This is a genomic window from Pseudomonas sp. PGPR N4, assembly GCF_059693665.1.
Genome location: NZ_JCAUKV010000001.1, coordinates 60,292 through 82,815 on the forward strand (window position 1 = coordinate 60,292; position 22,524 = coordinate 82,815).

The 22,524-nt window shown below is 60.9% G+C and carries 18 protein-coding genes; 9 read left to right on the forward strand and 9 right to left on the reverse strand.

The genetic code is table 11. From position 1 onward, the window contains the following. Positions 1-91 precede the first annotated feature (91 nt). Both AC58X1_RS00290 and AC58X1_RS00295 read right to left on the reverse strand, forming a co-directional pair. The gene (locus AC58X1_RS00290) at positions 92-4,426 is read right to left on the reverse strand and encodes an NEL-type E3 ubiquitin ligase domain-containing protein (RefSeq protein ID WP_497428064.1); all 4,335 of its coding nucleotides are present in this window, start codon (positions 4,424-4,426) and stop codon (positions 92-94) included. Positions 4,427-4,707: 281 nt separating this feature from the next. Next, positions 4,708-5,532: an MBL fold metallo-hydrolase gene (locus tag AC58X1_RS00295; protein ID WP_224785545.1), complete on the reverse strand. Its 825-nt coding sequence runs from the start codon at positions 5,530-5,532 to the stop codon at positions 4,708-4,710. Positions 5,533-5,856: 324 nt separating this feature from the next. Here AC58X1_RS00295 and mdcA point away from each other — a divergent pair, with 324 nt between their 5' ends. From mdcA to madM, 9 genes are read left to right on the forward strand one after another with little or no spacing between them, the layout of a single operon-like run. Further along, positions 5,857-7,518, forward strand: coding sequence for a malonate decarboxylase subunit alpha (mdcA, locus tag AC58X1_RS00300; protein WP_497428065.1), 1,662 nt, complete (start codon positions 5,857-5,859; stop codon positions 7,516-7,518). Next, entirely contained in the window at positions 7,518-8,372 is an 855-nt protein-coding gene (locus AC58X1_RS00305; RefSeq protein ID WP_447734857.1) for a triphosphoribosyl-dephospho-CoA synthase, read from the forward strand. Before mdcA ends, AC58X1_RS00305 begins: the two co-directional genes overlap by 1 nt. Before the next feature lie 2 nt (positions 8,373-8,374). Further along, positions 8,375-8,674 carry a malonate decarboxylase subunit delta gene (locus AC58X1_RS00310; protein WP_101318453.1) on the forward strand — a complete coding sequence of 100 codons (300 nt, stop codon included), beginning with the start codon at positions 8,375-8,377 and terminating at the stop codon, positions 8,672-8,674. Continuing rightward, complete coding sequence (locus tag AC58X1_RS00315) at positions 8,667-9,521, forward strand: biotin-independent malonate decarboxylase subunit beta (protein WP_150571287.1); 855 nt, start codon at positions 8,667-8,669, stop codon at positions 9,519-9,521. Before AC58X1_RS00310 ends, AC58X1_RS00315 begins: the two co-directional genes overlap by 8 nt. Next, positions 9,518-10,300, forward strand: a complete 783-nt coding sequence (mdcE, locus tag AC58X1_RS00320; protein WP_150571286.1) for a biotin-independent malonate decarboxylase subunit gamma — start codon at positions 9,518-9,520, stop codon at positions 10,298-10,300. Before AC58X1_RS00315 ends, mdcE begins: the two co-directional genes overlap by 4 nt. A 4-nt stretch (positions 10,301-10,304) precedes the next feature. Continuing rightward, complete coding sequence (locus tag AC58X1_RS00325) at positions 10,305-10,910, forward strand: malonate decarboxylase holo-ACP synthase (RefSeq protein WP_497428066.1); 606 nt, start codon at positions 10,305-10,307, stop codon at positions 10,908-10,910. Continuing rightward, the gene (gene mdcH / locus AC58X1_RS00330; RefSeq protein ID WP_150569603.1) at positions 10,907-11,833 is read left to right on the forward strand and encodes a malonate decarboxylase subunit epsilon; all 927 of its coding nucleotides are present in this window, start codon (positions 10,907-10,909) and stop codon (positions 11,831-11,833) included. The genes AC58X1_RS00325 and mdcH overlap by 4 nt, the downstream gene beginning before the upstream one ends. 60 nt (positions 11,834-11,893) lie before the next feature. Continuing rightward, positions 11,894-12,310, forward strand: coding sequence for a malonate transporter subunit MadL (gene madL / locus AC58X1_RS00335; RefSeq protein ID WP_101318463.1), 417 nt, complete (start codon positions 11,894-11,896; stop codon positions 12,308-12,310). A 1-nt stretch (position 12,311) separates the two neighbouring features. Continuing rightward, entirely contained in the window at positions 12,312-13,073 is a 762-nt protein-coding gene (gene madM / locus AC58X1_RS00340; RefSeq protein ID WP_101318465.1) for a malonate transporter subunit MadM, read from the forward strand. A 49-nt stretch (positions 13,074-13,122) separates the two neighbouring features. On the opposite strand, the gene AC58X1_RS00345 is transcribed toward madM, so the two are convergent. The 7 genes from AC58X1_RS00345 to AC58X1_RS00375 form a co-directional block, all read right to left on the reverse strand. Further along, positions 13,123-14,040 carry a LysR family transcriptional regulator gene (locus tag AC58X1_RS00345; RefSeq protein ID WP_101318467.1) on the reverse strand — a complete coding sequence of 306 codons (918 nt, stop codon included), beginning with the start codon at positions 14,038-14,040 and terminating at the stop codon, positions 13,123-13,125. 184 nt (positions 14,041-14,224) lie between these two features. Beyond that, a complete protein-coding gene (locus AC58X1_RS00350; RefSeq protein WP_497428067.1) occupies positions 14,225-15,148 on the reverse strand; it encodes a hypothetical protein in 924 nt (307 codons plus the stop codon). A gap of 137 nt (positions 15,149-15,285) precedes the next feature. Beyond that, positions 15,286-15,531: a PAAR domain-containing protein gene (locus tag AC58X1_RS00355; RefSeq protein WP_497428068.1), complete on the reverse strand. Its 246-nt coding sequence runs from the start codon at positions 15,529-15,531 to the stop codon at positions 15,286-15,288. Then, a complete protein-coding gene (locus tag AC58X1_RS00360) occupies positions 15,528-16,421 on the reverse strand; it encodes a DUF6708 domain-containing protein (protein WP_497428069.1) in 894 nt (297 codons plus the stop codon). The genes AC58X1_RS00355 and AC58X1_RS00360 overlap by 4 nt, the downstream gene beginning before the upstream one ends. Before the next feature lie 3 nt (positions 16,422-16,424). Beyond that, the gene (locus tag AC58X1_RS00365) at positions 16,425-19,418 is read right to left on the reverse strand and encodes a T6SS effector BTH_I2691 family protein (protein ID WP_497428070.1); all 2,994 of its coding nucleotides are present in this window, start codon (positions 19,416-19,418) and stop codon (positions 16,425-16,427) included. Then, positions 19,411-20,337, reverse strand: coding sequence for a DUF4123 domain-containing protein (locus tag AC58X1_RS00370; RefSeq protein WP_497428071.1), 927 nt, complete (start codon positions 20,335-20,337; stop codon positions 19,411-19,413). Before AC58X1_RS00370 ends, AC58X1_RS00365 begins: the two co-directional genes overlap by 8 nt. Continuing rightward, a complete protein-coding gene (locus AC58X1_RS00375; RefSeq protein WP_497428072.1) occupies positions 20,334-22,499 on the reverse strand; it encodes a type VI secretion system Vgr family protein in 2,166 nt (721 codons plus the stop codon). The genes AC58X1_RS00370 and AC58X1_RS00375 overlap by 4 nt, the downstream gene beginning before the upstream one ends. Positions 22,500-22,524: the final 25 nt, after the last annotated feature.

The window sequence follows — 22,524 nt, forward strand, 5'->3', positions numbered from 1 at the left end:
GTGGTGTGCCCGAGCCAAAAGGCGACGTCGCTACTCCGGTCGCCTGCTTGGAGTATTCTCACTGCAGCTCACTCCTGGCTACCCAGACACTCTACAAGACGCCCCCCCAGGGGTGCTCGGTAAGCAATCCCAGCGTCAAAGTCAGCGTCAGCTCGCGCTCGGCTGCGCTGCGTTCATCAGCCAGCATGCCCACCGCTTCAATGACTTGCTGCTCGTTGGCGCCTTCCTCGGGCACCAGCAGCGTTTCGAGGCGGTCATGGTAGGGTCGGTTCAGCGCCTCGTATTGTTCCGCAAAGGTCTCACGCAGAAAATCGATCCAAAAGCCATGCTGCGCCATCGAATCTGCGATACGGGCGTTGGTCTCTGCCTGCAGGATGGTCCGGGCGGCGTCACGCAGGCGAGCGTCGTTCACGTCGGAGAATATCCGGTGATACATGTAGCGCGCCTGGGCCGGCAGCCCCAGCGGGCGCACCAGACCGGCGCGATACGCCAGGTGTATTTCCACTTCATCGATCAGACCGTAGGGGTTGCTGGTTCTTAGCTCCCTTATGTGCTGCGCCGCGACGCGATCTACCTCGTCAAGCCGGTACAGCTCGCGGCCCAGCTGCACCAGTGCCGGGCTCATCTCTGCGCTGCCCAGCCCGGCCGTGCGGGTGGCGACCAAGGCGCGCACCTCGAACAAACTGAGCATCAACAGCATCTGGTCTGCGCAGGTCCGCGGGCCCGCTGCTTGCTGAAAAATCGCCTCCCGCACTTGTGTATTCTCCACGCACACCTCAACCAGCGCCCAGATGCGCCTGCGCAAATCGATGCCCTGAAGGTCATAATCACTGGATCGGCCGAGGTCGTTGAGAAACCGCATGAGATCATCGCAACCCGGTTGTTGCGTCAGGGCCAGCCACTGTTCGGAGCGGATGGCACGTTCCTCAACGCTGAAGTCGGCCAGCCATCGCTCGAGCGACTCCTGTCCGCCAGGCCCATGACGTCGCGTAGGCAATGCTCCCGCACCGGCCTCGCCCAGGGTGCTGCGCAAGGCGGTCTGGGTCGGCTCGGGTAACGGGTTGTCATGCAGGCTCAACCCGGCCAGTCGGCGGTGCGACCGAGCAAGGGTCGGGCTCATGTCCTGTATGTGATTGTCGCGCAGATCGATGTCTTCAAGCGCAGGGTGCATGTACACCTCTACAGGCAATTCGCTCAGGCCGCAGTGGCGCAAATGCAGGCGCTGGAGGTTGAGCAGACTGCCCAATGGCGGCAGCTGCCCGATCGGATTATGCGACAGGTCCAGCACCCGCAGTCTGGACAATGCACTGAGCCTGGCCAGGCCTGCATCGTCGATCACGATCTGATTGCGCGTCAGGCGCAGCTCGCTGAGCTGGGTCAGTGCCTGCAGGCCATCTGGAATGCCGCCTAGCAGATTGTCACTGAGGTCCAGGGTGCGCAGGTTGGCGAACCGTTGCAAAAACCCCTCGGTGATGTGCGTCAAATGCGCGCGGCGCAGAATCAAGTGCGTGACATGGTCAAAAGTCACCTGCGCCGGCAGCACCGGCAGACTATCGATACGCTCGCTATCTATCACCAGACGGTACTCGCCGTCCGCGTCAGGCCGCTTGCGCCGCCAGCACTGGCGAATGCGTCGAGCGATCAGGCGGCGGCGCTCGGGCAGGGGCGCAACAGTGGCCTCCCGGCGCCACGCGCCCAGGCTCTCGCCCAGTCCAATCAGGTGCTGCTGCAGGCTGTGCAAGTGGTCCCACGGTTGCTCACCCTGCAAGCGAACGCGCTCCAGGTAGAACTCTATCTCCATGTCGGTCAACGTCGGGAAGATTTGCTGATAACCGCGAAGCAGCGCGCGTCGTGAGCCTTCCGGGCGACCGCTGAGTACATAGCCAATGCGTCCATCACCCAGACGCGTTGGAGGTCGGGGCGTGCCGATCGGCGCCATGCCCAGCAGCCGTGCCGCCTCGTTGCGGTCTGCGAAGGCTAGATCTGCAAGGGTGCTGGCCAGCTTCACCGGCGATGCTGAGGCTTCGCCCAGCGCCACCCGTTGCTGCGTGTCCAGCACATGCAGCAGGGCCTTGAACAGATCGTCGCCAGCCAAGGAACCGGGCTTGGCGAAACCTGCCTTGTCGGTAGCAAGGTAGCCTCGTACGGTGCGGATCAGAGAGTGGGTCTGCGTGGGCTGTTCAGCGCCAATGCTGGCCGCGACATCACCGTTGAGCTGTGTGTCGCGCACCTCCACTCGCACCGTCGATTGCCAGGGCCATGCGGCGTGAAGCAAGCCCAGGGCCAGCTGCTCTGTGTCAGGCGTCACAGCAACTGGCTGCTCGAAGCCTGCGCAAGCGCGATCCAGGCGTGCGTCGCGCAGTTCCCAGCGAGCCTTTTCGGCCAGCGCCAGTGGCACCCTCTGTTGCTCCAGCAACTGGGTGAGATCGCTATCGCTTGCGGCTGCGACCAACGCTCTGCCCGAGCGGATCGTCAGGCCAGGAAAGGCGCGGTGCAAGGGCTGTGCTGGGTCGCTCGGAACCGGCTGCGTCTCCTGCCAGTATGCCTCGAATGCTTGCCCGCGCAGGCGTGGGAACGACTCGTGGGCTACGTACCGTTGCAGTGCGTCACAGAGCCGGGCAGGGGCAGGGGCGTTTTCCAGATGCAGGCGCCGCAGGCACGCTTCATCCATGCCTACACTGCGCAGCAGCGAGCTGGCCAAGTCATGCCTGGCCAAACCAAGGTTCGAACCGAGCCTCCTCATCAGCATTCCCGCATCTTGCCAGTCATGGGGTCGCTCCAAGGCGTGGTGCACGCCACCAGCCTCGTTTTCCTCCAGGGCTATTGCTGCCGCTTGAGCACGATCGGGGTGCACCACGGTTGGGCGCTCCTCACTTTGTCCCAAACGGTAAGCCTGCTGCGCGATCGACACGTGTGGCTTGCCCCGCAGAACACCTCGCTGGCCCGACATCAGGCTGGTGCCTGCCATCGAGTAGCCCGGCAGGTCAGCTCGTGCCAGGCGCTGCTCACCTGTGGGCGTGAGCACGGGTGCCAGCTCATCAACGGCAGCTTCTCGAGCCAGTATGCCGCCTGTTGCGGCTCCGGCGGCCGCCCCTAATCCGATCATCGCAACGTTTTGGGCTACAGACATCAGGTGGCTAAGCGCTGCCTCACGATCGCCCAGCTCCCACTCCTGGTAACCCTCGAATACGTTGTTTGTTACCTGGTGCGCAGCCAGCGCAAGCAATGGCAAGCCAAGCTCTGGTACGAAGAAAGCGGCCAGCCCAAGCATGTCCACGCCGAGTCCTTTGAAGAAATGCATGCGCCGGTCGCGTTCCTGGCTATCGACAGCGCTGTTGGGGACTGCCAAGGCTTGAGCGTCCTGCAGTACCTTATCGATCTGCACCTGACGCAGGTGCTCGGCCAACGAACCGGTAATAAGCTGCTGGCGCCCGTCCAGTTGCATCGGCTGCTGGGCAGCGCCTTGGCCCAGCAAACCCTTCAATTGCTGGCTGACGTGCATCCGGTCATGCTTTTTGATGAACCGTTGGAAGAACGTTCGATAGGCTGGATCGCGCAGACGGCTACCCAAGGTGTTGAACACTTGCGACCATGACCCATAGACGTTCAGGGCCCCATGCGGATCGTCAGGGATCCACACCATCAGGCTCTGCGGCGCAGTGGTTGTTGCACCCGAGCGCGGCTGGAACACCGTCACACCAGTGATCACCCGCCCCAGCAGTCGAAGCTCGCTGAACGTACCTGCCGCGCTTTCGGCTGGAGCCGATACAGCGTTCAGCATCTCATCAAGCAGCACCCCCTCAACCTCGCCTTTGAGGCGCGCCAGTTGCGCAGCCGCCAGCAGGTTCGTGCGCCATGCTTCTTCGAGCATGGCGTTGACGCTGCGCCGGCGGCTATCGTCTGCAAACAGCACCTGCTTGAGATGTTGCTGATAAAGCGCGCCCACATCCAGAGAACGGCACAGGCCGGCAAATGCACGAGGTCGCAGCGCGATCAGCGTACCGTCTGCATCTTGCAGCCTGGACTCTGGCAACCAGGCCGACTCGGAGGTTTCCCGGCGCTCGAAGTTGTGCAGGGCGCAGGCCAGCAGACTTTGCTCCGAGGTTGTGGGGACCACACGATCGGGAACTGTGCTGACACCTGATGGGTAACGCACGTGTACCACCCGGCGGAGCTTGGCCGTGTGGACATCCACTGGGCGCTGCACGAGCTTTTGCAGCGCTGCGTCCAGCGATGTGCTGGCGAAGCTGTCCAGGGGTTCTATCTGGGCGAAAAGACGCGTCAGCTGTTCGCGGGCACGCTGTTGCGCGATCAGTGCCTGATGCAGAACAGAACGTTGATCGGCGGTAGCCGCGGTCAGCCAGTCTGGTAAGCGATCTGCTATGAGGGTATCAACGGAAGTGTCCGGGAATAGAGTATCTTTCATAACGCACCAATGAGCGCAAAACGCTCATTCAGCCCGCGTTGTCACCGGCGCGTGCGGTAGTTATGTCGATGACAGGGGGTACTGGGACGCCAAGATCGAGAGCGCTCCGCGCCGAACACATGAGAATGCAGCGCAATGAACGCTGGCAGGAGGGCTGTAGTTTTTTGATTGATGTTGGGCAAGACAGGTTCACAACTGGCAAAAATGATAGGGCTGCTTCCTGAAATGATCAGCACTGAAGCCGCTGACGGCAAAGTCGACGGCTCGGTTGCCGAGTCGGATCACTCCCACTGCATCTCGCCCTTGGCCACCTTGGCACTCAGCTCCAACGAGCTGTCCCCGGCCAAATCCGGATAGCGCTTTTTCATCGCCGCAATCAGCTCAGCGGAGTTGTCAGCCTTAGCAGTCTCTTTGTCAAACGCGCGAATGTAGTCAGCGGTGAACTGAACAGCTTGCAGGCCCTTAGGGAATGTCCCGTTGAAATGGCCTGGTATCACCGTGGCCGGTGCCAGTGCCTTGATCTGCTCCAGCGTCGCCAGCCAGTGCTCATGGGAGGCGGCGCTCTGCGTATCAGCCATCCACACATGCTCACCCCATTGCACCGGAATGCCGCCAACCACCGTCTTGATCGAAGGAATCCAGACAAAGGTGCGCTCTGGCGTTGGGCCATCGAGGCCGATGATCTTCAATGGCTGACCTTCCAGCATCAGGGTATCGCCGCTGAGGGGCTGCGGCACCACGATCTGCCGCGGCGCATTGGCGCCAAGCTCGGGAGCCCAGATTTTCAGTTTCGCGTCTTTGCTGGCGTTGATATGGGCAACGGTCTGCGCGGTGGCGACAACTTTTGCCTGAGGGAATGCGCGCACCAAAGTGTCCAGCCCGAAGTAATAGTCAGGGTCGCCATGGCTGATGTAGATGGTCGTCAAATGCTTGCCGGAGGCCTTGATCCGGGCTGCCAGTTTGGCGGCCTCCTGCGCGGAGAACTGAGCGTCGATCAGGATTGCGTCCTGCTTGCCTTCGACCAGCACCGATGACACGGCAAAGATTGCCGCTTCTCCTGGGTTGAACACATCCACAGTCAATGCCTGATGCGCAGGCTTGGTCATGGCGGGCGGCTCGCTGACTGGGCTGGCAGCGGGTGCGGTTCCAGCCACTAGCATGGCGAAGGCGACGGTCAAGGCTGAGAGGACAAATCGCGGTGTTTGCATCGGAGTTCACTCGGCAAAAGATTGAAAGGAATGGGGCAACGCCCTTGGATTGAAGCGCACTGTCCGCATCAACGTGTAACGAAAATCAGCCCTCAGCTATTAGCGCTTTCTAAATTAAGTAATCATTAACCTGAGAGTAATGATCAGCCCCGGGCGTTGATTGATCGGCCTGAACTGCCAGCCTTAAATGACTCCACGAAAGCGCACCCGTGGAGTTGCAGAATGACAACAAGAACCTCCCCCCCACCGCAATGGTCGCGGCGGCGCAGCGAAAAGCAGCGCCGCCTTGAGCAGGTGCGAGACCTTGCCGATGGCGTGGTGTTGCCCAGCGAGCGGATCGTCGAAGCCCTTGAGCGCCTGATCGCCCCTGGTGACCGGGTGGTACTCGAAGGCAATAACCAGAAGCAGGCAGATTTTCTCTCGCGCTCGCTGGCCAAGGCCGACTCCGCTCGCCTGCATGACCTGCACATGATCATGCCCAGTGTCAGCCGTGCCGAGCACCTTGATCTGTTCGAGCGCGGCATCGCCCGCAAGCTCGACTTCTCCTTCGCTGGGCCGCAGAGTCTGCGCATCGGCCAGTTGCTGGAAGACGGCCTGCTCGAAGTCGGCGCCATTCACACCTACATCGAACTGTACTCGCGCCTGCTGGTCGACCTGATCCCCAACGTTGCCCTGGTTGCCGGCTTCATGGCAGACCGTGAGGGCAATATCTACACCGGCGCCAGCACCGAAGACACTCCGGCGCTGGTCGAGCCTACGGCGTTCAGCGATGGCATCGTCATCGTTCAGGTCAATCAGTTGGTTGACGACGTGCGCGACCTGCCGCGGGTGGATATCCCGGCGTCCTGGGTCGACTTCGTGGTGGTCGCGGACAAGCCGTTCTATATCGAACCGCTGTTCACCCGCGACCCACGCCACATCAAGCCGGTGCACGTGCTGATGGCGATGCTGGCGATCCGCGGCATCTACGAAAAACACAACGTGCAGTCGCTCAATCATGGCATCGGTTTCAACACCGCGGCCATCGAGCTGATCCTGCCGACCTACGGCGAGTCACTGGGCCTGAAGGGCAAGATCTGCCGCAACTGGACACTGAACCCGCACCCGACATTGATCCCCGCGATCGAAACCGGCTGGGTACAGAGCGTGCATTGTTTCGGTACCGAACTGGGCATGGAGGACTACATCTCCCAGCGCCCGGACGTGTTCTTCACCGGCCGCGATGGCTCGATGCGCTCCAACCGCATGATGTGCCAGTTGGCCGGGCAGTACGCAGTCGACCTGTTTATCGGCGCCACCCTGCAGGTTGACGGCGACGGTCATTCCTCGACCGTCACCCGTGGCCGCCTGGCCGGCTTTGGCGGCGCGCCGAACATGGGCCACGACCCCCGCGGTCGGCGCCATGCAACGCCGGCCTGGCTCGACATGACCACCCCGGTGACTATGCTCGAACGCGGTCGCAAGCTGGTAGTGCAGATGGTCGAGACCTTCCAGGAGGGCGGCAAACCCACCTTCGTCGATACCCTCGATGCGGTCGAGGTAGCCAGGAAGGTCGGCATGCCGCTGGCGCCGGTGATGATTTACGGCGACGACGTGACCCACCTGCTCACCGAAGAAGGCATTGCCTATCTGTACAAGGCGCGCACGCTCGAAGAGCGCCAGGCGATGATCGCGGCGGTTGCCGGCGTGACCAGCATCGGCTTGCGCCACGACCCTAAAGACACCGCACGCATGCGCCGCGAAGGGCTGATCGCCTTGCCCGAAGACCTTGGCATCCATCGCAATCAGGCCTCCCGTGCGTTGCTCGCCGCCAAGAGCATCGCCGAGCTGGTCGACTGGTCCGGCGGCCTGTACAACCCGCCCGCACGCTTCAGGAGCTGGTGATGACTGCATCCATTCAGATCCACGCACCACTGCCGTTGTCGCACCAGTTGGCCGACCTGGCGGTTGAAGCGCTGATCGACGAAGCCGATCTGTCGCCCAAACCGGCCCTGGTCGACCGCCGTGGTAGCGGCGCCCACAGTGATTTGCACCTTGGCCTGATGCACGCTTCGGCGCTGTCGCTGTGGCCATGCTTCAAGGAGATGGCCGAGGCCGCCATGCTCCACGGAGAGGTCGGCCAGCCATTGCGCGAAGCCCTCGGCCGCATTGGCCGGGAAGGCGAGACAGCCATGCGCGTCACTACTGCCGGCATCAATACTCACCGTGGCGCCATCTGGGCACTGGGCTTGCTGGTCGCTGCCCGTGCCCTTGATCCAATCAACAACGATGCCGCATCGATTGCCGCACGGGCAGGGCGCATCGCCCTGATCGACGACCGCTATGCGCCGCGTCAGCACGACAGTCATGGCCTGCAGGTACAGCGCCGCTTCGGCGTGCGTGGTGCCCGCGAAGAGGCGCAGTTGGGCTTCCCGACGGTACTCGCCTACGGCTTGCCGCAGTTGGCCAAAAGCCGCGCTGCTGGCAGTGGCGAGCAGAACGCGCGGCTGGACGCGTTGCTGGCGATCATGAGTCAGCTCCACGACACCTGCGTGCTCTGGCGCGCCGGCCTCGACGGCCTGCGGGCCATGCACCAAGGTGCCCGTGGCGTACTGGATGCTGGCGGCAGCGCAACCCTGGCCGGGCGCCGTGCGCTGCGCCAACTGGATACGCGCCTGCTGGCGCTGAACGCCTCACCGGGCGGCGCCGCTGACCTGCTGGCGGCCTGCCTGCTGCTTGATAACTTCGGGAGCCTTTGAGCATGGAAACCTTGTCTTTCAGATTTCCGGCCGGCGCGCCGGCAACCAACCGAGCCTTGGTCGGCTGTGTCGGCTCAGGCGATCTCGAAGTGCTGCTCGAACCTGGCACCAGCGGTGTACTGAACATCAACGTAGTGACCTCGGTAAACGGCAGTGCGCCGCGCTGGGAGCAGCTTTTTCAGCGCCTGTTCGCCGAGCACAGCCTGCCCGCCATGAACATCGACATCCACGACTTCGGCGCCACGCCTGGCGTAGTACGGCTGAGGCTGGAACAAGGCTTCGAGGAGATCAACCATGACTGACATCGACCGTTTACTGCAGGCCTGCAGCTTTGTTGAACTCAGCGCCCGCGAGCGCGCCCGCGCCTTGCTCGATGCCGGCAGCTTTCGCGAATTGCTTGGGCCGTTTGACCGGATGATGTCGCCGTGGCTACCCCAGCAAGGCATCGTGCCCCAGGCTGACGATGGCGTGATCATCGCCAAGGGCAGCCTCAATGGCCAGCCGTTGCTGGTGGCCGCCATCGAAGGCGTATTCCAGGGCGGCAGCATGGGCGAGGTCGGCGGCGCCAAGATCGCCGGGGCGCTGGAGCTGGCGGTCGAAGACAACCGTAACGGCATACCCACCGCCGCTGTGCTGCTGCTGGAAACCGGTGGCGTGCGCTTGCAGGAAGCCAACCTCGGCCTGGCCGCGATCGCCGAGATCCAGGCCGCGATAGTCGAGCTGCGCCAGTACCAGCCCGTGATCGGCCTGATCGCAGGTTCAGTCGGTTGCTTTGGCGGCATGTCGATTGCCGCTGGGCTATGCAGCCGGTTGATCGTCACCCGCGAAGCACGCCTGGGCCTGAATGGGCCGCAGGTCATCGAGCAGGAAGCCGGCATCGAGGAATACGACTCGCGCGACCGGCCGTTCATCTGGAGCCTGACCGGCGGCGAGCAACGCCACGCCTGCGGCCTGGCCGACGCCTATGTGGCGGATGATCTGGCCCAGGTACGTGAGGCGCTGGTAGCACAACTCGCTGCAGGCGAACCGGCGTTGCCGCGCAGCCGTCGCCACGCTGACTTCCTCGCGCTGTTGGCCACGCTGGGCACTGACTGTGCGCAGGTCGACGCTGCGCTGACGCGAGCGCTGTATCAAGGAGAACTGCAATGAGCCGTGGTCTTGAGTGGATTCGGGCACTGGCCCAGGGCAGCGAGCTGCCAGGCTATCCCGCCTCGGTAAAAGTCATCGACGGCGAGTTGGGCAACCGTCCTGCACGCTTCATCGCGGTTGTGCCCGACGCGCAAAACCCCTTCCCAAGGGCTCGCGATGGCGAGGTCGGCCTGCTCGAAGGCTGGGGCCTGGCCAAAGCTGTCGATGAGGCGATTCAGGCTGACCAGGGCGGCACGCCGCGGGTGTTGGTCGCCGTGGTCGATGTGCCCAGCCAGGCCTACGGTCGCCGTGAAGAGGCGCTGGGGATCCATCAAGCGCTGGCTGGCGCGGTAGATGCTTATGCCCGGGCGCGCCTGGCAGGGCATGCACTGATTGGACTGCTGGTGGGCAAGGCCATGTCCGGGGCGTTTCTCGCCCACGGCTATCAGGCGCAGCGCTTGATCGCGCTGGATGATCAAGGGGTGATGGTGCATGCCATGGGCAAGGCGGCAGCTGCGCGGATTACCTTGCGCAGTGTCGAGGAGCTGGAGGCTCTGGCTGCAAAAGTGCCGCCCATGGCCTACGACATCGCCAGCTATGCCTCGCTCGGCCTGCTCTGGGAGCGGGTCAAGGTGGACGCGGTCGAGCAGCCGACTGCCGCCGATATCGGCAAGGTGCGCGCGGTGCTGGAAAGCGCTGTGGACGACATCGGCAGCAGTACTGATCTGCGCGGGCGACTGGGCGCGCCCAACCGGGCGATGTCTGCCCAGGTTCGGCAACTGCTGCGCGAGCAATGGTGAAAGCATGAACGCACACGACCTGCTGTGGGGCATGGCCCCGGACCATTTGCCTGCAGACGCCCCCGCGTGGGCGCGGCAGATGCTGCTGGCCGGTCAGCCGGTGGTGGTGCGCCGCGCCGTAGCCGGTGCGGGGCGCGTGGCGGTCGGCGTGCGTGGCAGTCAGCGCGGCGAGCGTCTGGCGGCTGAAATGCCCGTCGCCTCGATCAAGCGCCGTTGCAGCCCTGAACAGCTGCGCGGCGAGGGCAGGGCAGAGCTGGCTGCGCTGCAGGCACTGCACGCTGTTACGCCGTTTATGGACAGCCTCGGCCTGTCTTGGGGGCCGACCGGAGGGGTGGGCTATCAGTTGGCGACGGGGATCGCTGTGCTGCACCACGGCAGCGATCTGGACCTGGTTTTGCGCACGCCCGCAGCCTTGACTCGCGTCGATGCGAAAGCGCTGTATCAGGCGTTGTGCGCTGCACCGTGCCGTATCGACCTGCAGCTGGAAACACCCTTCGGCGCCGTCGCGTTGGCTGAATGGGCCGGCGCTTCAAAACGGGTGCTGCTCAAAAGCCGCCACGGTGCATGCCTGGTCAGCGACCCGTGGTCAGCATGGGAACTGTCGGCATGAGCAGCTTGTTTGCCTTCCCCGGCCAAGGCGCGCAACGGCCCGGCATGCTCCAGCAACTGCCGGATGCGGCCGTGGTGCGTGCCTGCGTGGAGGAGGCCAGCGACGTGCTGCAGCAGCCGGTGTTGCAGCTCGACACGGCGCAGTCGCTGGCGTCTACCCGTGCGGTGCAACTGTGTCTGCTGGTGGCCGGTGTCGCCCATGCGCGCTGGTTGCTGGAGCGCAGCCCGGCGCCGGACTACGTTGCCGGTCTGTCGATCGGCGCTTACCCAGCTGCAGTCATAGCCGGGGCTTTGACCTTCGCCGATGCCCTGCGGCTAGTGGCGTTGCGCGGCGAACTGATGCAACAGGCTTATCCCGAGGGCTACGGCATGACCGCGATCATCGGGCTTGATCAAGGCACTGTCGAACGACTGCTTCAAGACTCGGCGCAGCCGCTGTACCTGGCCAACATCAATGCCGACAACCAGTTCGTGATCGCCGGCAGCGATACGGCCATGGCCGCGCTTGCCCGCCAGGCCCTGGCGCTGGGTGCCGGCGCGTGCAAGCGGCTGGCGATGAGCGTGCCGTCCCACTGTGCGCTGCTCGATGCGCCTGCCGCCGAACTGGCGGCTGCATTCGCCGAGGTGCCGCTCAAACGCCCGCAACTGGGTTACCTGAGCAGTACCAGCGCTCGCCAACTGCATGACCCAGAAGCCCTGCGCCGCGACCTGGCGCTGAACATGTGCCGCACCGTCGACTGGTACGGCACGCTGTGCAACGCCTACGAGCGCGGTGTACGGCTGCTGATCGAACTGCCCCCCGGCACCGTCCTCAGCGGCCTGGCGCGGCGTGTATTCAACTCCGGTACGGTGATCGCCTGCCAAGGCGCCCGCGCCGACACCCTGGATGCCCTGTTGCGGCGGGAGGTGAACGCCAGCGACTGACTGCCCGCATTTCGAAGAACAACAACAAAACAACTTCGATTCAACGTGAGGAAAACAACAATGATCATTTACGGTGTGGCCTTGCTGGCCATCTGCACGCTTGCCGGTGTCATCCTCGGCGACTTCCTTGGCGTTCTGCTCGGGGTCAAATCCAACGTCGGCGGGGTCGGCATTGCCATGATCCTGCTGATCTTCGCCCGCCTGTACATGCAGCGTAACGGCGGCATGAGCAAAGAGTGCGAGCTGGGCGTGGGCTTCTGGGGCGCGATGTACATCCCCATCGTGGTGGCCATGGCTGCGCAGCAAAACGTCGTCACCGCCTTGCATGGCGGCCCGGTCGCGCTGCTGGCAGCGATCGGCTCGGTCCTGCTGTGTGGCGCCACCATCGCCCTGATCAGCCGCACCCACCGCGGAGAACCGCTGGAAAAGGAGGTCGTTGAAACCTCCAGCGCAGTCGCACCGGTCGGAGGTCGCTGATATGGAAGTCATCCTCAAAGCACTTGAACACAATAGCCTGATCACTGCCTTCGCCGTAGTCGGCGCAGTGATGTGGATCTCGGTAATCCTCTCCAAGCGTCTGACCTTTGGCCGCGTGCACGGCTCGGCGATTGCCATCGTCATCGGCCTGGTGCTGGCCTGGGTCGGCGGCACCCTCACCGGCGGGCAAAAAGGCCTGGCCGACCTGACCCTGTTCTCCGGCATCGGCTTGATGGGCGGCGCCATGCTGCGCGACTTCGCCATCGTCGCCACCGCCTTTGAAGTGCAGGCCACCGAAGCACGTAAGGCCGGCATGATCGGCGCAATCGCACTGCTGTTGGGTACAGTGCTGCCGTTCGTGGTCGGTGCGGCAGTCGCCTGGAGTTTCGGCTACCGCGATGCGGTGAGTATCACCACCATCGGAGCTGGCGCCGTCACCTACATCGTCGGTCCGGTCACTGGTGCCGCGCTGGGCGCCAGTTCCGAAGTGATGGCGCTGTCGATCGCCACCGGCCTGATCAAAGCTATTCTGGTGATGGTCTTCACCCCCGTCTCGGCGCGCTGGCTGGCGCTGGACAACCCACGCTCGGCGATGGTCTTCGGCGGCCTTGCCGGTACCGTCAGCGGCGTTACCGCAGGCCTCGCGGCAACCGACCGCAGGTTGGTGCCATACGGCGCATTGACCGCAACCTTCCATACCGGTCTTGGCTGTTTGATGGGGCCATCGATCCTGTACTTCTGCGTACGCGGCCTGGTCGGCTGATAGTACCTTTGACAAGCGCCCCGGCCCCGAACGCCGGGGCGTTTGCGTTTCAGCCTTCGCGTTGGCGGCTGTACATCCGGCATTCGGCAACCAAGGCGAGCAGGTTCGGGTCGCGCTCGCGAGTCTTCAAGAACACCGCGCCGATATGCTGCTGATGACGGTAACGCGCCTGCAGCGGGATCAGCCGAATCCGGTTCTCGTACACCGCCGAAATCCGCCCCGGCAACAGCGCATAACCCACCCCGGAACTGACCATGCTCAGCAGGGTGAAAATGTCATTCACCTGCATTGCCACATTCGGCTTGAACCCCGCCTGCTCGAATACCCGCTCGCCATCGCGGTGAGTGGCAAAGCCCTGGGTCAGGGTGATGAAGGTCGAATTGGCCAGATCCGCCAGGTCGACCTCCTGCTCCTGAGCAAATGGCGAATCGGTCGGCACCGCCAGGAAGATATCGTCCGAGAACAGCGGTAACTGCTCGCACGCCGCATCGCAGGTGCTCTCATCCAGCGAGACCAGAATCGCGTCCAGCTCGAAGTTTTTCAGGCGGTACATCAAGTCCACGTTCGAGCCCAAGGTCAGGTCGATGTTCAGCTCGCTGCGGCGCAGCTTCAAGCCCATTACCAGCAGCGGCACGGTTTTCACCGTCAGCGAATACAGCGCGCCTAGCTTGAACCGCTCCGACGAAAAGCCCGCCGCCTCGCGTGTGGCGCGGACCATCTCGGTGGTGTCCTGGATCAGCTTGCGGGCCTTCTCTTCAAGCACGTAGGCGCTCTCCAGCGGCGTCAATGTGCGGCCCTCGTGCTTGAACAGCGGGCAGCGCAGGGCGTTTTCCAGGGAATGGATGGCCCGGTGCACGCTGACACTGCTTGTGTCCAGCGCGCTGGCTGCACGGGCCAGGTTACCGCTGTGCATGAAGGCGAGGAATATTTCGAGCTTCTTCAGGGTGAGCTCTTCGTCGATCTGCATGTGGGCCTCGGGAGCGGTGGGGCGGGTTTCAGTAGCTGCTGACGAGCGAGGGGTAGGGCGGGATCAGGATAGGGCGTTGGGGCTTGGGCGGCAATTTGTATTCAGGGTGGGTGAATAGTGGTGGGTTGTGGATGGCCTCGGCAGCTATTGCGGTGTGGTTTTGCGTGCAGAGGCCGTGGGCAAACTACTCTCTCGGGAGTCGTGTGCGGCGACGACCGTATAGTTTTTTCTTGCGCGACGGTTCGCGTGCGGGTGCCTCTTCAAAGGCTTCAGCAGGCGGCGCTGCAGCTCTGACGTTGAACAGGCGGCAGACGATGTACCAACAGATAGCAAGTGACAGGTTGTATGGGAACAGCACCGCCCAGAAGGGTAGCATCCAGTTTTTCTTGCCCTGCATTTCGCCAGGCTCGCCAGTGCGCCAGGGGGCGTAGTGATGCCAGGCTTGGAGAGGGGTAAGGCAGATGTCGTGCAGTGGGCGGTAGAGCCAGTTGGGTTCGTCGCATGGGGGGAGCTTGTCTGGGCCGTGGTCCATGAAGTGGCGGAGGTATTCCCAGGCTTCGGCGACGTGCTTGATGTCCGGCTCGGTCGGTTCGTTACTGTCGATCCATAGGCAGTCTTTTTGGTGGAGGCTGCCGTCGGCGCGGGCAGGGGCAAATGCTAGGGCATACCAAGCACCGGATCCAGATCCTCCGAACTCGACACGCCTGAATAGCCCGCCGTGCACTTCGCGCCAGTTGAAAGTAAAGAGTTTACTAAAGCGCTGGTAGTAGATCATTTTTGTCGAGCGATTCAGGTAGAAATTGGAAAGCTTCTTGATATACAAAATTCGATAAGCCAGAAAAGGCGCAAAGATAAATGGGGTAATCACATACATCGCCAAAAGTACGTACGCTCCCTCGAAAGAATTGTCGGTATCGAAAGTCCATGGGTAAACAAAGACAGCCGTTGCGACCATCATTGCTGTGTATAGCTTGGCCATGAAGACCGAGTCAGCGACCCAAGGGTTACGCAGAATCAGCAATTTATCATTCATGCCGGAAACCTGGCTGTGTATTTTTGGCGCATGCCCAGAACTGGTCTTTGCGTTGAACAACCAGAGCGTAGCCATTTTCAAGTTCCTCTATTTTTGTTAGCGTGCTCACCAGTTTTTACTCGATCTATTAGATGCGCGTCATCTGTGTCGTGGCGTAGTTCGGGATTTGTCACTGACAATTTCCATAAGAGCTTTCATCTTTACTAGATCAGTCAGCCTGAATCACCCTCAACTACAGCTCCGCCATGGCTAGTCGTATCTCCCTCTCGTGCGGCCGGTTGGCCATCAATTATCGTGCAGTCAGCGCCGGTTTCGATTACAGCGCCGCAGCTTATCTTGTCCCCGACACGTGCTACCGGGCGGCCATCGGCCACATTAGCATCTGAGCCTGTTGTCGCAGTGCCTTCGCCGTGGATAGGACAGCTATGTCGATGGCCGACAAGTACAATTGGTTTCATTTGCGCGCTCTCTTAGATGCTTTGATAGGTGCTTTTTCAAACGCCTCTGCGGGAGGTGGTGCTGTGCGGATATTGAAAACTCGACACATCACGTACCAGCATATGGCTAGTGAAAGGTTGTAGGGGAAAAGCACGGCCCATATTGGAAGCAGCCATGTTTTCTTCCCTTGCATCTCACCTGGCTCACCGGTACGCCATGGAGCATAGTGCTGCCACGCTTGAGCCGGGGTCAGGCAAATCTCATGCAGAGGTCTATACAGCCAGTTGGGTTCGCCAAATGGAGGTAGTTTGTCTGGGCCATGATTCATGAAATGACGCAAATACTCCCACACTTGAGCCACGTATTTCTCGTCTGGTTCAGTGGGTTCGTTGCTGTCGATCCAAAGAGCATCTTTTTGGTTGAAGCTACCGTCTTCTCGACGCTCAGCGAATGCCAGTGCATAACTGGTTGTAAATGATGCACCACCAAACTCGGTGCGTTTGAATACTCCTGCGCCGATATTGTTCCAATCGTAGATGATTAGTGTATTGATGCGCTTGTAATAAATTTTCTTTGTGTTTCGATTGAGATAAATGGCCGACAGGTTTCGTATGTAATATATTCTATAGGCGAGGAATGGCGTAAGAATAAGTGGGCATAGTATGTATAGTGCAATGGAGGTTGGGTCCGTAAACACCAAGTCGCGAAACTCACTGCTCAAGCTGTCTGAATATATCATTGCTGCAAGAAATATTGTAAGTGCTAGATACATTTTTGCCATGAATACTGAGTCTGTGACCCAAGGGTTTCTTAGGGTTAAAAGTTCGTCGCTAACCTCTAATGCTTGGCGGTTTATTGTAGGCGGGTGTGGGGATTGTATTTTCGGATTAAATATCCAGTGAGTCGCCATTGGTCATGCCTCTAGAGTGAAGGTGATTGATGATTCGGCTTGTTCGTCTAGTCCGATATTTGGCTGGTAGATAACTTCTAGGTTGGCAGTTCTGTAGTTATTGTTAGGCGTTTTAAAGTGCAGGATTAGTCCTTCGTTTGTTAAGTGGGCCTCCGGAGTCACCGTGAGTGATTTGGTTTGGTTCTGGGAGTGTGGAACAGTGAGGTGGGCTTGCCATTTGCTCACGCCCAGCATGAAATCCCGAAGTAGTACCGTAAACTCGATGGTCTGAGTGCCTCCTGTGAGCCCGGTATTGTCGATCATTGCCCAGTTGTGGGGTGTCCATCGAGAAACAGCGGACAATTTACTGTCCATGTGCCCTAGGTCGAGAAGTTTGGACTCGCGGGAGGATAATAATATTGGGGTGTAGGATGTGATGTGCCATGATTTTATCTCATCTCCCAATGTGGCGAAATTGGGCAGCTTTTTTTCGAAGTCAAGAGTCACGTCTTTCCGAAACTCTCCGTCGTTCAGTCGATTGCCGAAGATGCTTCTTGCTGCCCACAGCTCTACCGGGGTGTGGAGACGCTCATGAGCTTTAGAATAGAAATACAGGCCACCCAGCAACACAGCTCCCCCAACAAGAGCAACGGAAGCGGCGGCCCAGCCGAAGAACGGAACAAACGCTGTAGGCCCCATTATGGCTAAACTCCCCTCTAACATTAGGATAGAGCCTGCTACGCTGACAGCAGCACCTGCTATCGTATAGTTGGCGGCATTAGAGTCGCCATTTTTTCGTTGTCTTAAAAACTTCTGATAGTCCGACGTGAAGCTCATGATTATCGTCGGGTATCCCGAGACTCTGGCGAATAAATTGCTGGCTAGGAAGCGAATTAGAGAATTCCCGAATGACAATCCCGGTGTCGTTGGGCTAAGTTTTAACGTGGCAATTCTATGGGCTGATCGGCTGCTTACCAATGTCGCAGCTGTCGCGCCGATTACGCCAAAAATAGATGCGGCAAAGCCCGTAGTAGACTCCGGGGTGTATCCATTTTCCAGGTTATTATGGGCGGCTTTTAGGCTAATAATATTGAGCCAGAGCATGGCGGGATTCAAACCGCTGCTGACACTACTTAAAATTATCCCGGAGACTTTTGGCTTTACTCTGCTTTCCAACGTCATCTCTAGGGTCACTGTACGGTTGCCAGTGATGCGCAACTTCTTAATTTCTTCAACCTGTGCCATTCCGCTCTTGAGGTAGCGGTCTACCTCTTGGCTGAATTGACTTTCCTTAAGAAGCTGGTCGGTAATTTGATACCGGGCTGCTAGCAGTCCCAACGCCTTCTCAGCGTTGGCTTCGGACGCCGCCAGGAGTACCTGTTTCCGAAGGTTATTACTGGCGTCCCAGCGGGTCTTGCCGTCCATGCGCTTGAGTACTGTGGTCATGACCGACTGTGCGGTCAGGTCAGTAATGCTGGCCATCGCAGGGAAACGCCCTGCCAGTCCTTGGATTACATTGTCACTGCCGCCTAACAGGCTCCCGACAGAATCAGCCTTGTCCTTGAACGGATTAAACGGCGCCAGCGCCACATACAGCGGGCTGTCATGTTGGTCGAGCCACTGTTCCAATCGCTTGAAGCGCCGATCCTCGTCCTCCGTGCCGAGCGCGGGTTGGCCCATGGGGTGGATCAGCAAGGCGAGCGACATCTCCAGGCCGCGGGAGGAGGTGAGGTTATCGCGGTCGTAACTGGCCAGTGCTGCGGCGAGGCTGGTGGGGTCTTCAATGTGCTGGTTTTCAGCTGTGCCGAGCCAGATATCGTGGTCGTCACTGGCTTGCAGGGCTTGTTTGCGCAGCACGGTGATACGCTTTTCCAGCTCATCGCGCTCCGCCAGAAATTTATGGTACTTGTCCGTATCAATCCGCAAGCCGAGCCGAGCGCCGTGCTCCGAATAGAACTTGTGGGTCAGCGCGCGATAACGTGCTTCGGCGGGTGTAAGGGCAGCGCGGCCGCCTGGCATGCTCAGCGCGCGCGCCGCTGCTTCTATAGAGCGCCGGGGTTTGGCCGGATACAGGCTGACCAGTGTCTTGTCGAGCAGCATGGCCACCAGATTGCGGTGGTGGAAGTCGCGGCTTTGCGGGCTCAGGCGCTCGGTATCCAACCGAAAGCACTTGGGCACGCAGGCCTGCTCGGAATTGGGATCAGGCTCACGGGGGTACAGTTCCTCGGACGGGATCAGGTCGCGCATTTGGTGCTGATAGGCCGAAACCGACAGGCTCAGGTCAAGGGCCATGCCCTCCGCGTCATTGAGCGCAACCACCGCCGGGATCTTTGGCTGCGTATATGGATACTGGCGGAGCATCGCGCCGAGGGTTCCCATCGGCAGGGTTTCCTTTATCGGGTGGCTGCTCCAGGTCAACGACATGCGCCGGTCTTCGGGCTTGAAGTCTTCTACCCATTCCTTCAGCGCGCTGACAGGCAATACGTGCGGCTGGGTCGAGGGCTGTTTGCTGCCGGCGCCCAGTTCAGCAGTGTCCAGCAAACGCATATGCCGCTGGCGCAGGGGCGCAGATTGGCAGATGCGGGCGGTCATGGCGTTGGTCCACAGGTGCGGGCTGTAGGCGATCCACACTTCCTTGCCGGCTTCGGCACTGGTGTCGGCCCAAACCCAGCCCAAGGTACGGCTGCCCATATAGCGGTTACGGCGGTGGTAGCAATCGAGGCCGCGATAGCGCAGTTCCTGATAGTGGCCCTCGCCGTCGTATTCGTGGATGACCAGCTTTTCGCTTTTCGTCCCCTTCATGAACACATACACATAGCCCGGGCGCAGAGCACGCAGGGTGTAGGCGGAGTGCTGCAGCGGGGTAAAGCCTTGTTCGAGGTTGAAACCGGATTCTGCATAGCGACAGGCCGGGGCATCGGCGGGTCGCGGGACGATGGCGTAACGCACCGGCAGGATGGGCACGCGGCCGCTGCAGGTAGGGCCTGAGGACGCACGGGTGACAGCGGGGTCAGTCATGGTGGGGCTCCTTGTTCAGGACCAGCGCCTGCATCTGCCGAAGGCGGGCTTCGGGCGACTCTTCGAGGTTGGTGTAAATAGCGGTTGCCTGTTGATTGCTCATCAGCCACATATGCGCAGCCACAAGCAGGACGAACTGGCCTGCCACCGTTTCATTGGCGAAATTGAGGTCTCTGAGTTGCGGCAGCAGCGCCTCGATCCACGGCCTTATTTCACTGAGGCTGCGTGTGGTGTACTGCGGCATGGCGATGATCTTGTGGGCGAGGCTGAGGACAAAATAGTCGTGCAGGCCCCACGCCAGCTTGTGCACTTCATCCTGCTGCAGCATCAACATCGGCTCGACTCTGAGCCGCGCAACTGTCGGGCTGCGTTCAAGCTGGCGCCATTCGAAGGCAGGGCCCCAATTGATCCGCCAGCCCAGGCGCGACATGGGCCCTAGCCAGGCCTCGCGGTTATCTGGCGCCAATGCATCCAGCCAGGCGTCGAGGTGGTTGGGATCAAGCGAGTGGTTGTTGATTTCCGCGCCGCGAATGCCGAACTGGATCATGCTGCTGAAGTGGTCAGCAAGTTCGACGAGGGGCAGGTCTGAGTCGATCGCGATGGCCGCGTCGACCGGCATCCATTCGGCAACTGCGTGGTCCAGCAACTCAGGCGCCTGGGAAATATCGACCAGTAGCGGCCCGAACTCGTGCTCATCGTCCAGCGCCGTGCGCTTCCATATCCAGGTATGCGGTGGGCGGTTGGTCACCTCGTCGATCAGCTCCAGCACCGACGGGGCGTAGGCGGGTAGAAACCGGGAATCCTGAGCAGCCGGGCGATAAGCCAGGTCCTCGAGTGTGTTGGTCATCAGCAGCAGGTAGCGAAAGTGCTCGCTGGTCGGCGGCCCTTCGGCTACGTATCGGGAGGGGAAGACAGTCATGAGCTTCTGCCCCCCAGACACCTGCATTCGGGCAGCGAACAGCTGCCGTCAGGTTGGCGTCCGCAGCTGTTAGCCAGAGGTTCGCCGCTGACAGGCGCGCTGGCGATCGAAAACGAGCTGCCTGCGCCTTGTGGCGTTTTCAGCAGTTGTCCGTTGATGCGGATAGTCGGCGTGTCCAGAGTGATGCCGTTGTTGTCGATGCGGATCGATCCGCCCGGGCCCTTGATCACCACGGCATCAGCTGCCTGCAGGTCATACACAGCGGTGCGACGGCGAATCTCCGCTTTCGCCAACAGTTCTGCATGACCTTCGACCTGCACCTCCTGGTTGCCGCCAATACGGGCGTGATGGTTGGCGGTAATCTGATCATGGCGGTGGTTGCCGATGGACTCGACACGGTCTTTGCCAATCTTGATCGTCTGGTTGCGGCCGATGGTGACGAACGCGTCCTGGCCGATCGAGACCTGTTCATCGTTGCCTACGGTTTCGCGGCGGTCGTGGCCGATACTGATGGTCTCGTCATGCTCGACCTGCTCTTCACGGTCGTTGCCAACAAAGGTGGTTTCGTCGTGCTTGACGATGTTGTTCTGGTCTTTCTCGGCATGAATGAATACCTCCTGCCGGCCCAGTTCGTCCTCGAAACGCAGCTCGTTGAAGCCCGGCCCTTTGTGGGTCTGACTCTTGATGGTCATGCGCGTCTTGTGTTGTGGCAGGTCATAGGGCGGCAGTTGGTTGCCGCAGTAGGTGCGGCCAGTGATCATCGGCTGGTCAGGGTCACCGTTGACGTATTGGATGATCACGTCCTGGCCGATCCGCGGGATGGCTATAGAGCCCCAGCTGCCACCGGCCCAGCCCTGCGACACACGCACCCAGCAGGAGCTGAACTCGTTGTCGCGGCTTTCTCGGTCCCAAGGGAAGCTGACCTTGACCCGGCCCCATTCATCGCAATAGATCTCTTCGCCCGGCGGGCCAACCACGGTAGCCATGTGCGGGCCGTCGACGCGGGGCCGCTGCAGGGGTTTGGGTCGCCACTCACTCATGCCTGGGACCAGCACCGCGCTCTGTTGGTAGTGAGTGCCGTGCTCGGCTTCGGCGGCTTCTTCCTGCAGGCTGGTGAACTGCTTGCCCTCGTGGTGAATGCTGATCACCCGCCAGTGCACGTTGAGGTCCTCGCGTTCGTGTTCGATCAGTTTGAAGCACAGGCCCGGCTGTAGGCGCACATCGTCGCCGTTGACCTCTGCCAGGCAGGCGTCGTGGCGCAGGCCCGTCATGCGGGTTTGCGTGAAGGGCTTGCCAGCCACATCGCGCTTGTAGCGGCCGGGGTAGTCGAAGCACTCGTAGTCGCTGGACTGATGCGCGGCCTTGCTGGCTGCAGCGTGCTGCTGGCGATAGGCCGGATTGGTGAAGGTGTAATCACGCTGCACCTGGCGTGCAGTGCGTACTTGTTCGCTATAGCTGAACCGGCGCAGGCACGGTATCGCCTGGTCGCCGCCGCCGCTGGGTTGGTACAGCACAGTGTCGGCAGCGAGCGGTTCCGGCGCGGTATAGCAAGCGTCAGCGTCTTCGTGCTTGATCGCACCACGGCTGATCAAACCAAGCGATAACAGGCGGTCGGTGAGCAGCAGTTTGTGCTGCTTGGCGCTGTGTTCGAAGCTGTAGACGAAGCCTTCTTCTGCGGCCAGGCGAGCGATGAAATCAAGGTCGCTCTCGCCGGCCTGAACACAGAATTCACGCACCTGATGATCAAAGCTGGCGCCGATGTCGAACTGGGTGATGCCTTGGCGCTGGAGCATCAGCTGCAGAATTTGCTGCACGGTTTTTTGCTGGAAGATGCGCCAGTTCGAGCGTAACCGCGCGCGGGCCAGTTGCGGTTCGACCAAGGCCCGATAGCGGGTCCGGTGAAAGCCACTTTCGCCCTGGCTGAAGCTGCTGACCAATCCGTGTACGTAGCGCACCGGCTGCTCGCCGCGCCAGACGGTGAACAATACGGGTTTGTCGAGCAATTTGCCGAAGTCTACGTCATGACTGAAGCTGATCAGTTCCAGGTGCAACGCGAAGGGCGTGCTCAAGGCTTCGTCGAGGGTGAACGAGACCACTTCGAAGCTGGCGCCACCCGCGAGCAGTGGCTGGAAGCTGTAGCGCAGATCAGATTGGCTAGCCATATGAAGTCCTTGTCTGCCTTCCGAG

Excerpts from the sequence above, each read along its gene's own strand:
- AC58X1_RS00345 (WP_101318467.1), bottom strand. The coding sequence starts at position 14,040 with ATGCAGATCGACGAAGAGCTCACCCTGAAGAAGCTCGAAATATTCCTC.
- mdcA (WP_497428065.1), top strand. The coding sequence starts at position 5,857 with ATGACAACAAGAACCTCCCCCCCACCGCAATGGTCGCGGCGGCGCAGC.
- AC58X1_RS00295 (WP_224785545.1), bottom strand. The coding sequence starts at position 5,532 with ATGACCAAGCCTGCGCATCAGGCATTGACTGTGGATGTGTTCAACCCA.
- AC58X1_RS00365 (WP_497428070.1), bottom strand. The coding sequence starts at position 19,418 with ATGACTGACCCCGCTGTCACCCGTGCGTCCTCAGGCCCTACCTGCAGC.
- AC58X1_RS00360 (WP_497428069.1), bottom strand. The coding sequence starts at position 16,421 with ATGGCGACTCACTGGATATTTAATCCGAAAATACAATCCCCACACCCG.
- AC58X1_RS00375 (WP_497428072.1), bottom strand. The coding sequence starts at position 22,499 with ATGGCTAGCCAATCTGATCTGCGCTACAGCTTCCAGCCACTGCTCGCG.
- AC58X1_RS00310 (WP_101318453.1), top strand. The coding sequence starts at position 8,375 with ATGGAAACCTTGTCTTTCAGATTTCCGGCCGGCGCGCCGGCAACCAAC.
- mdcH (WP_150569603.1), top strand. The coding sequence starts at position 10,907 with ATGAGCAGCTTGTTTGCCTTCCCCGGCCAAGGCGCGCAACGGCCCGGC.
- madM (WP_101318465.1), top strand. The coding sequence starts at position 12,312 with ATGGAAGTCATCCTCAAAGCACTTGAACACAATAGCCTGATCACTGCC.
- AC58X1_RS00355 (WP_497428068.1), bottom strand. The coding sequence starts at position 15,531 with ATGAAACCAATTGTACTTGTCGGCCATCGACATAGCTGTCCTATCCAC.
- AC58X1_RS00350 (WP_497428067.1), bottom strand. The coding sequence starts at position 15,148 with ATGGCTACGCTCTGGTTGTTCAACGCAAAGACCAGTTCTGGGCATGCG.
- mdcE (WP_150571286.1), top strand. The coding sequence starts at position 9,518 with ATGAGCCGTGGTCTTGAGTGGATTCGGGCACTGGCCCAGGGCAGCGAG.
- AC58X1_RS00315 (WP_150571287.1), top strand. The coding sequence starts at position 8,667 with ATGACTGACATCGACCGTTTACTGCAGGCCTGCAGCTTTGTTGAACTC.
- madL (WP_101318463.1), top strand. The coding sequence starts at position 11,894 with ATGATCATTTACGGTGTGGCCTTGCTGGCCATCTGCACGCTTGCCGGT.
- AC58X1_RS00325 (WP_497428066.1), top strand. The coding sequence starts at position 10,305 with ATGAACGCACACGACCTGCTGTGGGGCATGGCCCCGGACCATTTGCCT.
- AC58X1_RS00305 (WP_447734857.1), top strand. The coding sequence starts at position 7,518 with ATGACTGCATCCATTCAGATCCACGCACCACTGCCGTTGTCGCACCAG.
- AC58X1_RS00370 (WP_497428071.1), bottom strand. The coding sequence starts at position 20,337 with ATGACTGTCTTCCCCTCCCGATACGTAGCCGAAGGGCCGCCGACCAGC.
- AC58X1_RS00290 (WP_497428064.1), bottom strand. The coding sequence starts at position 4,426 with ATGAAAGATACTCTATTCCCGGACACTTCCGTTGATACCCTCATAGCA.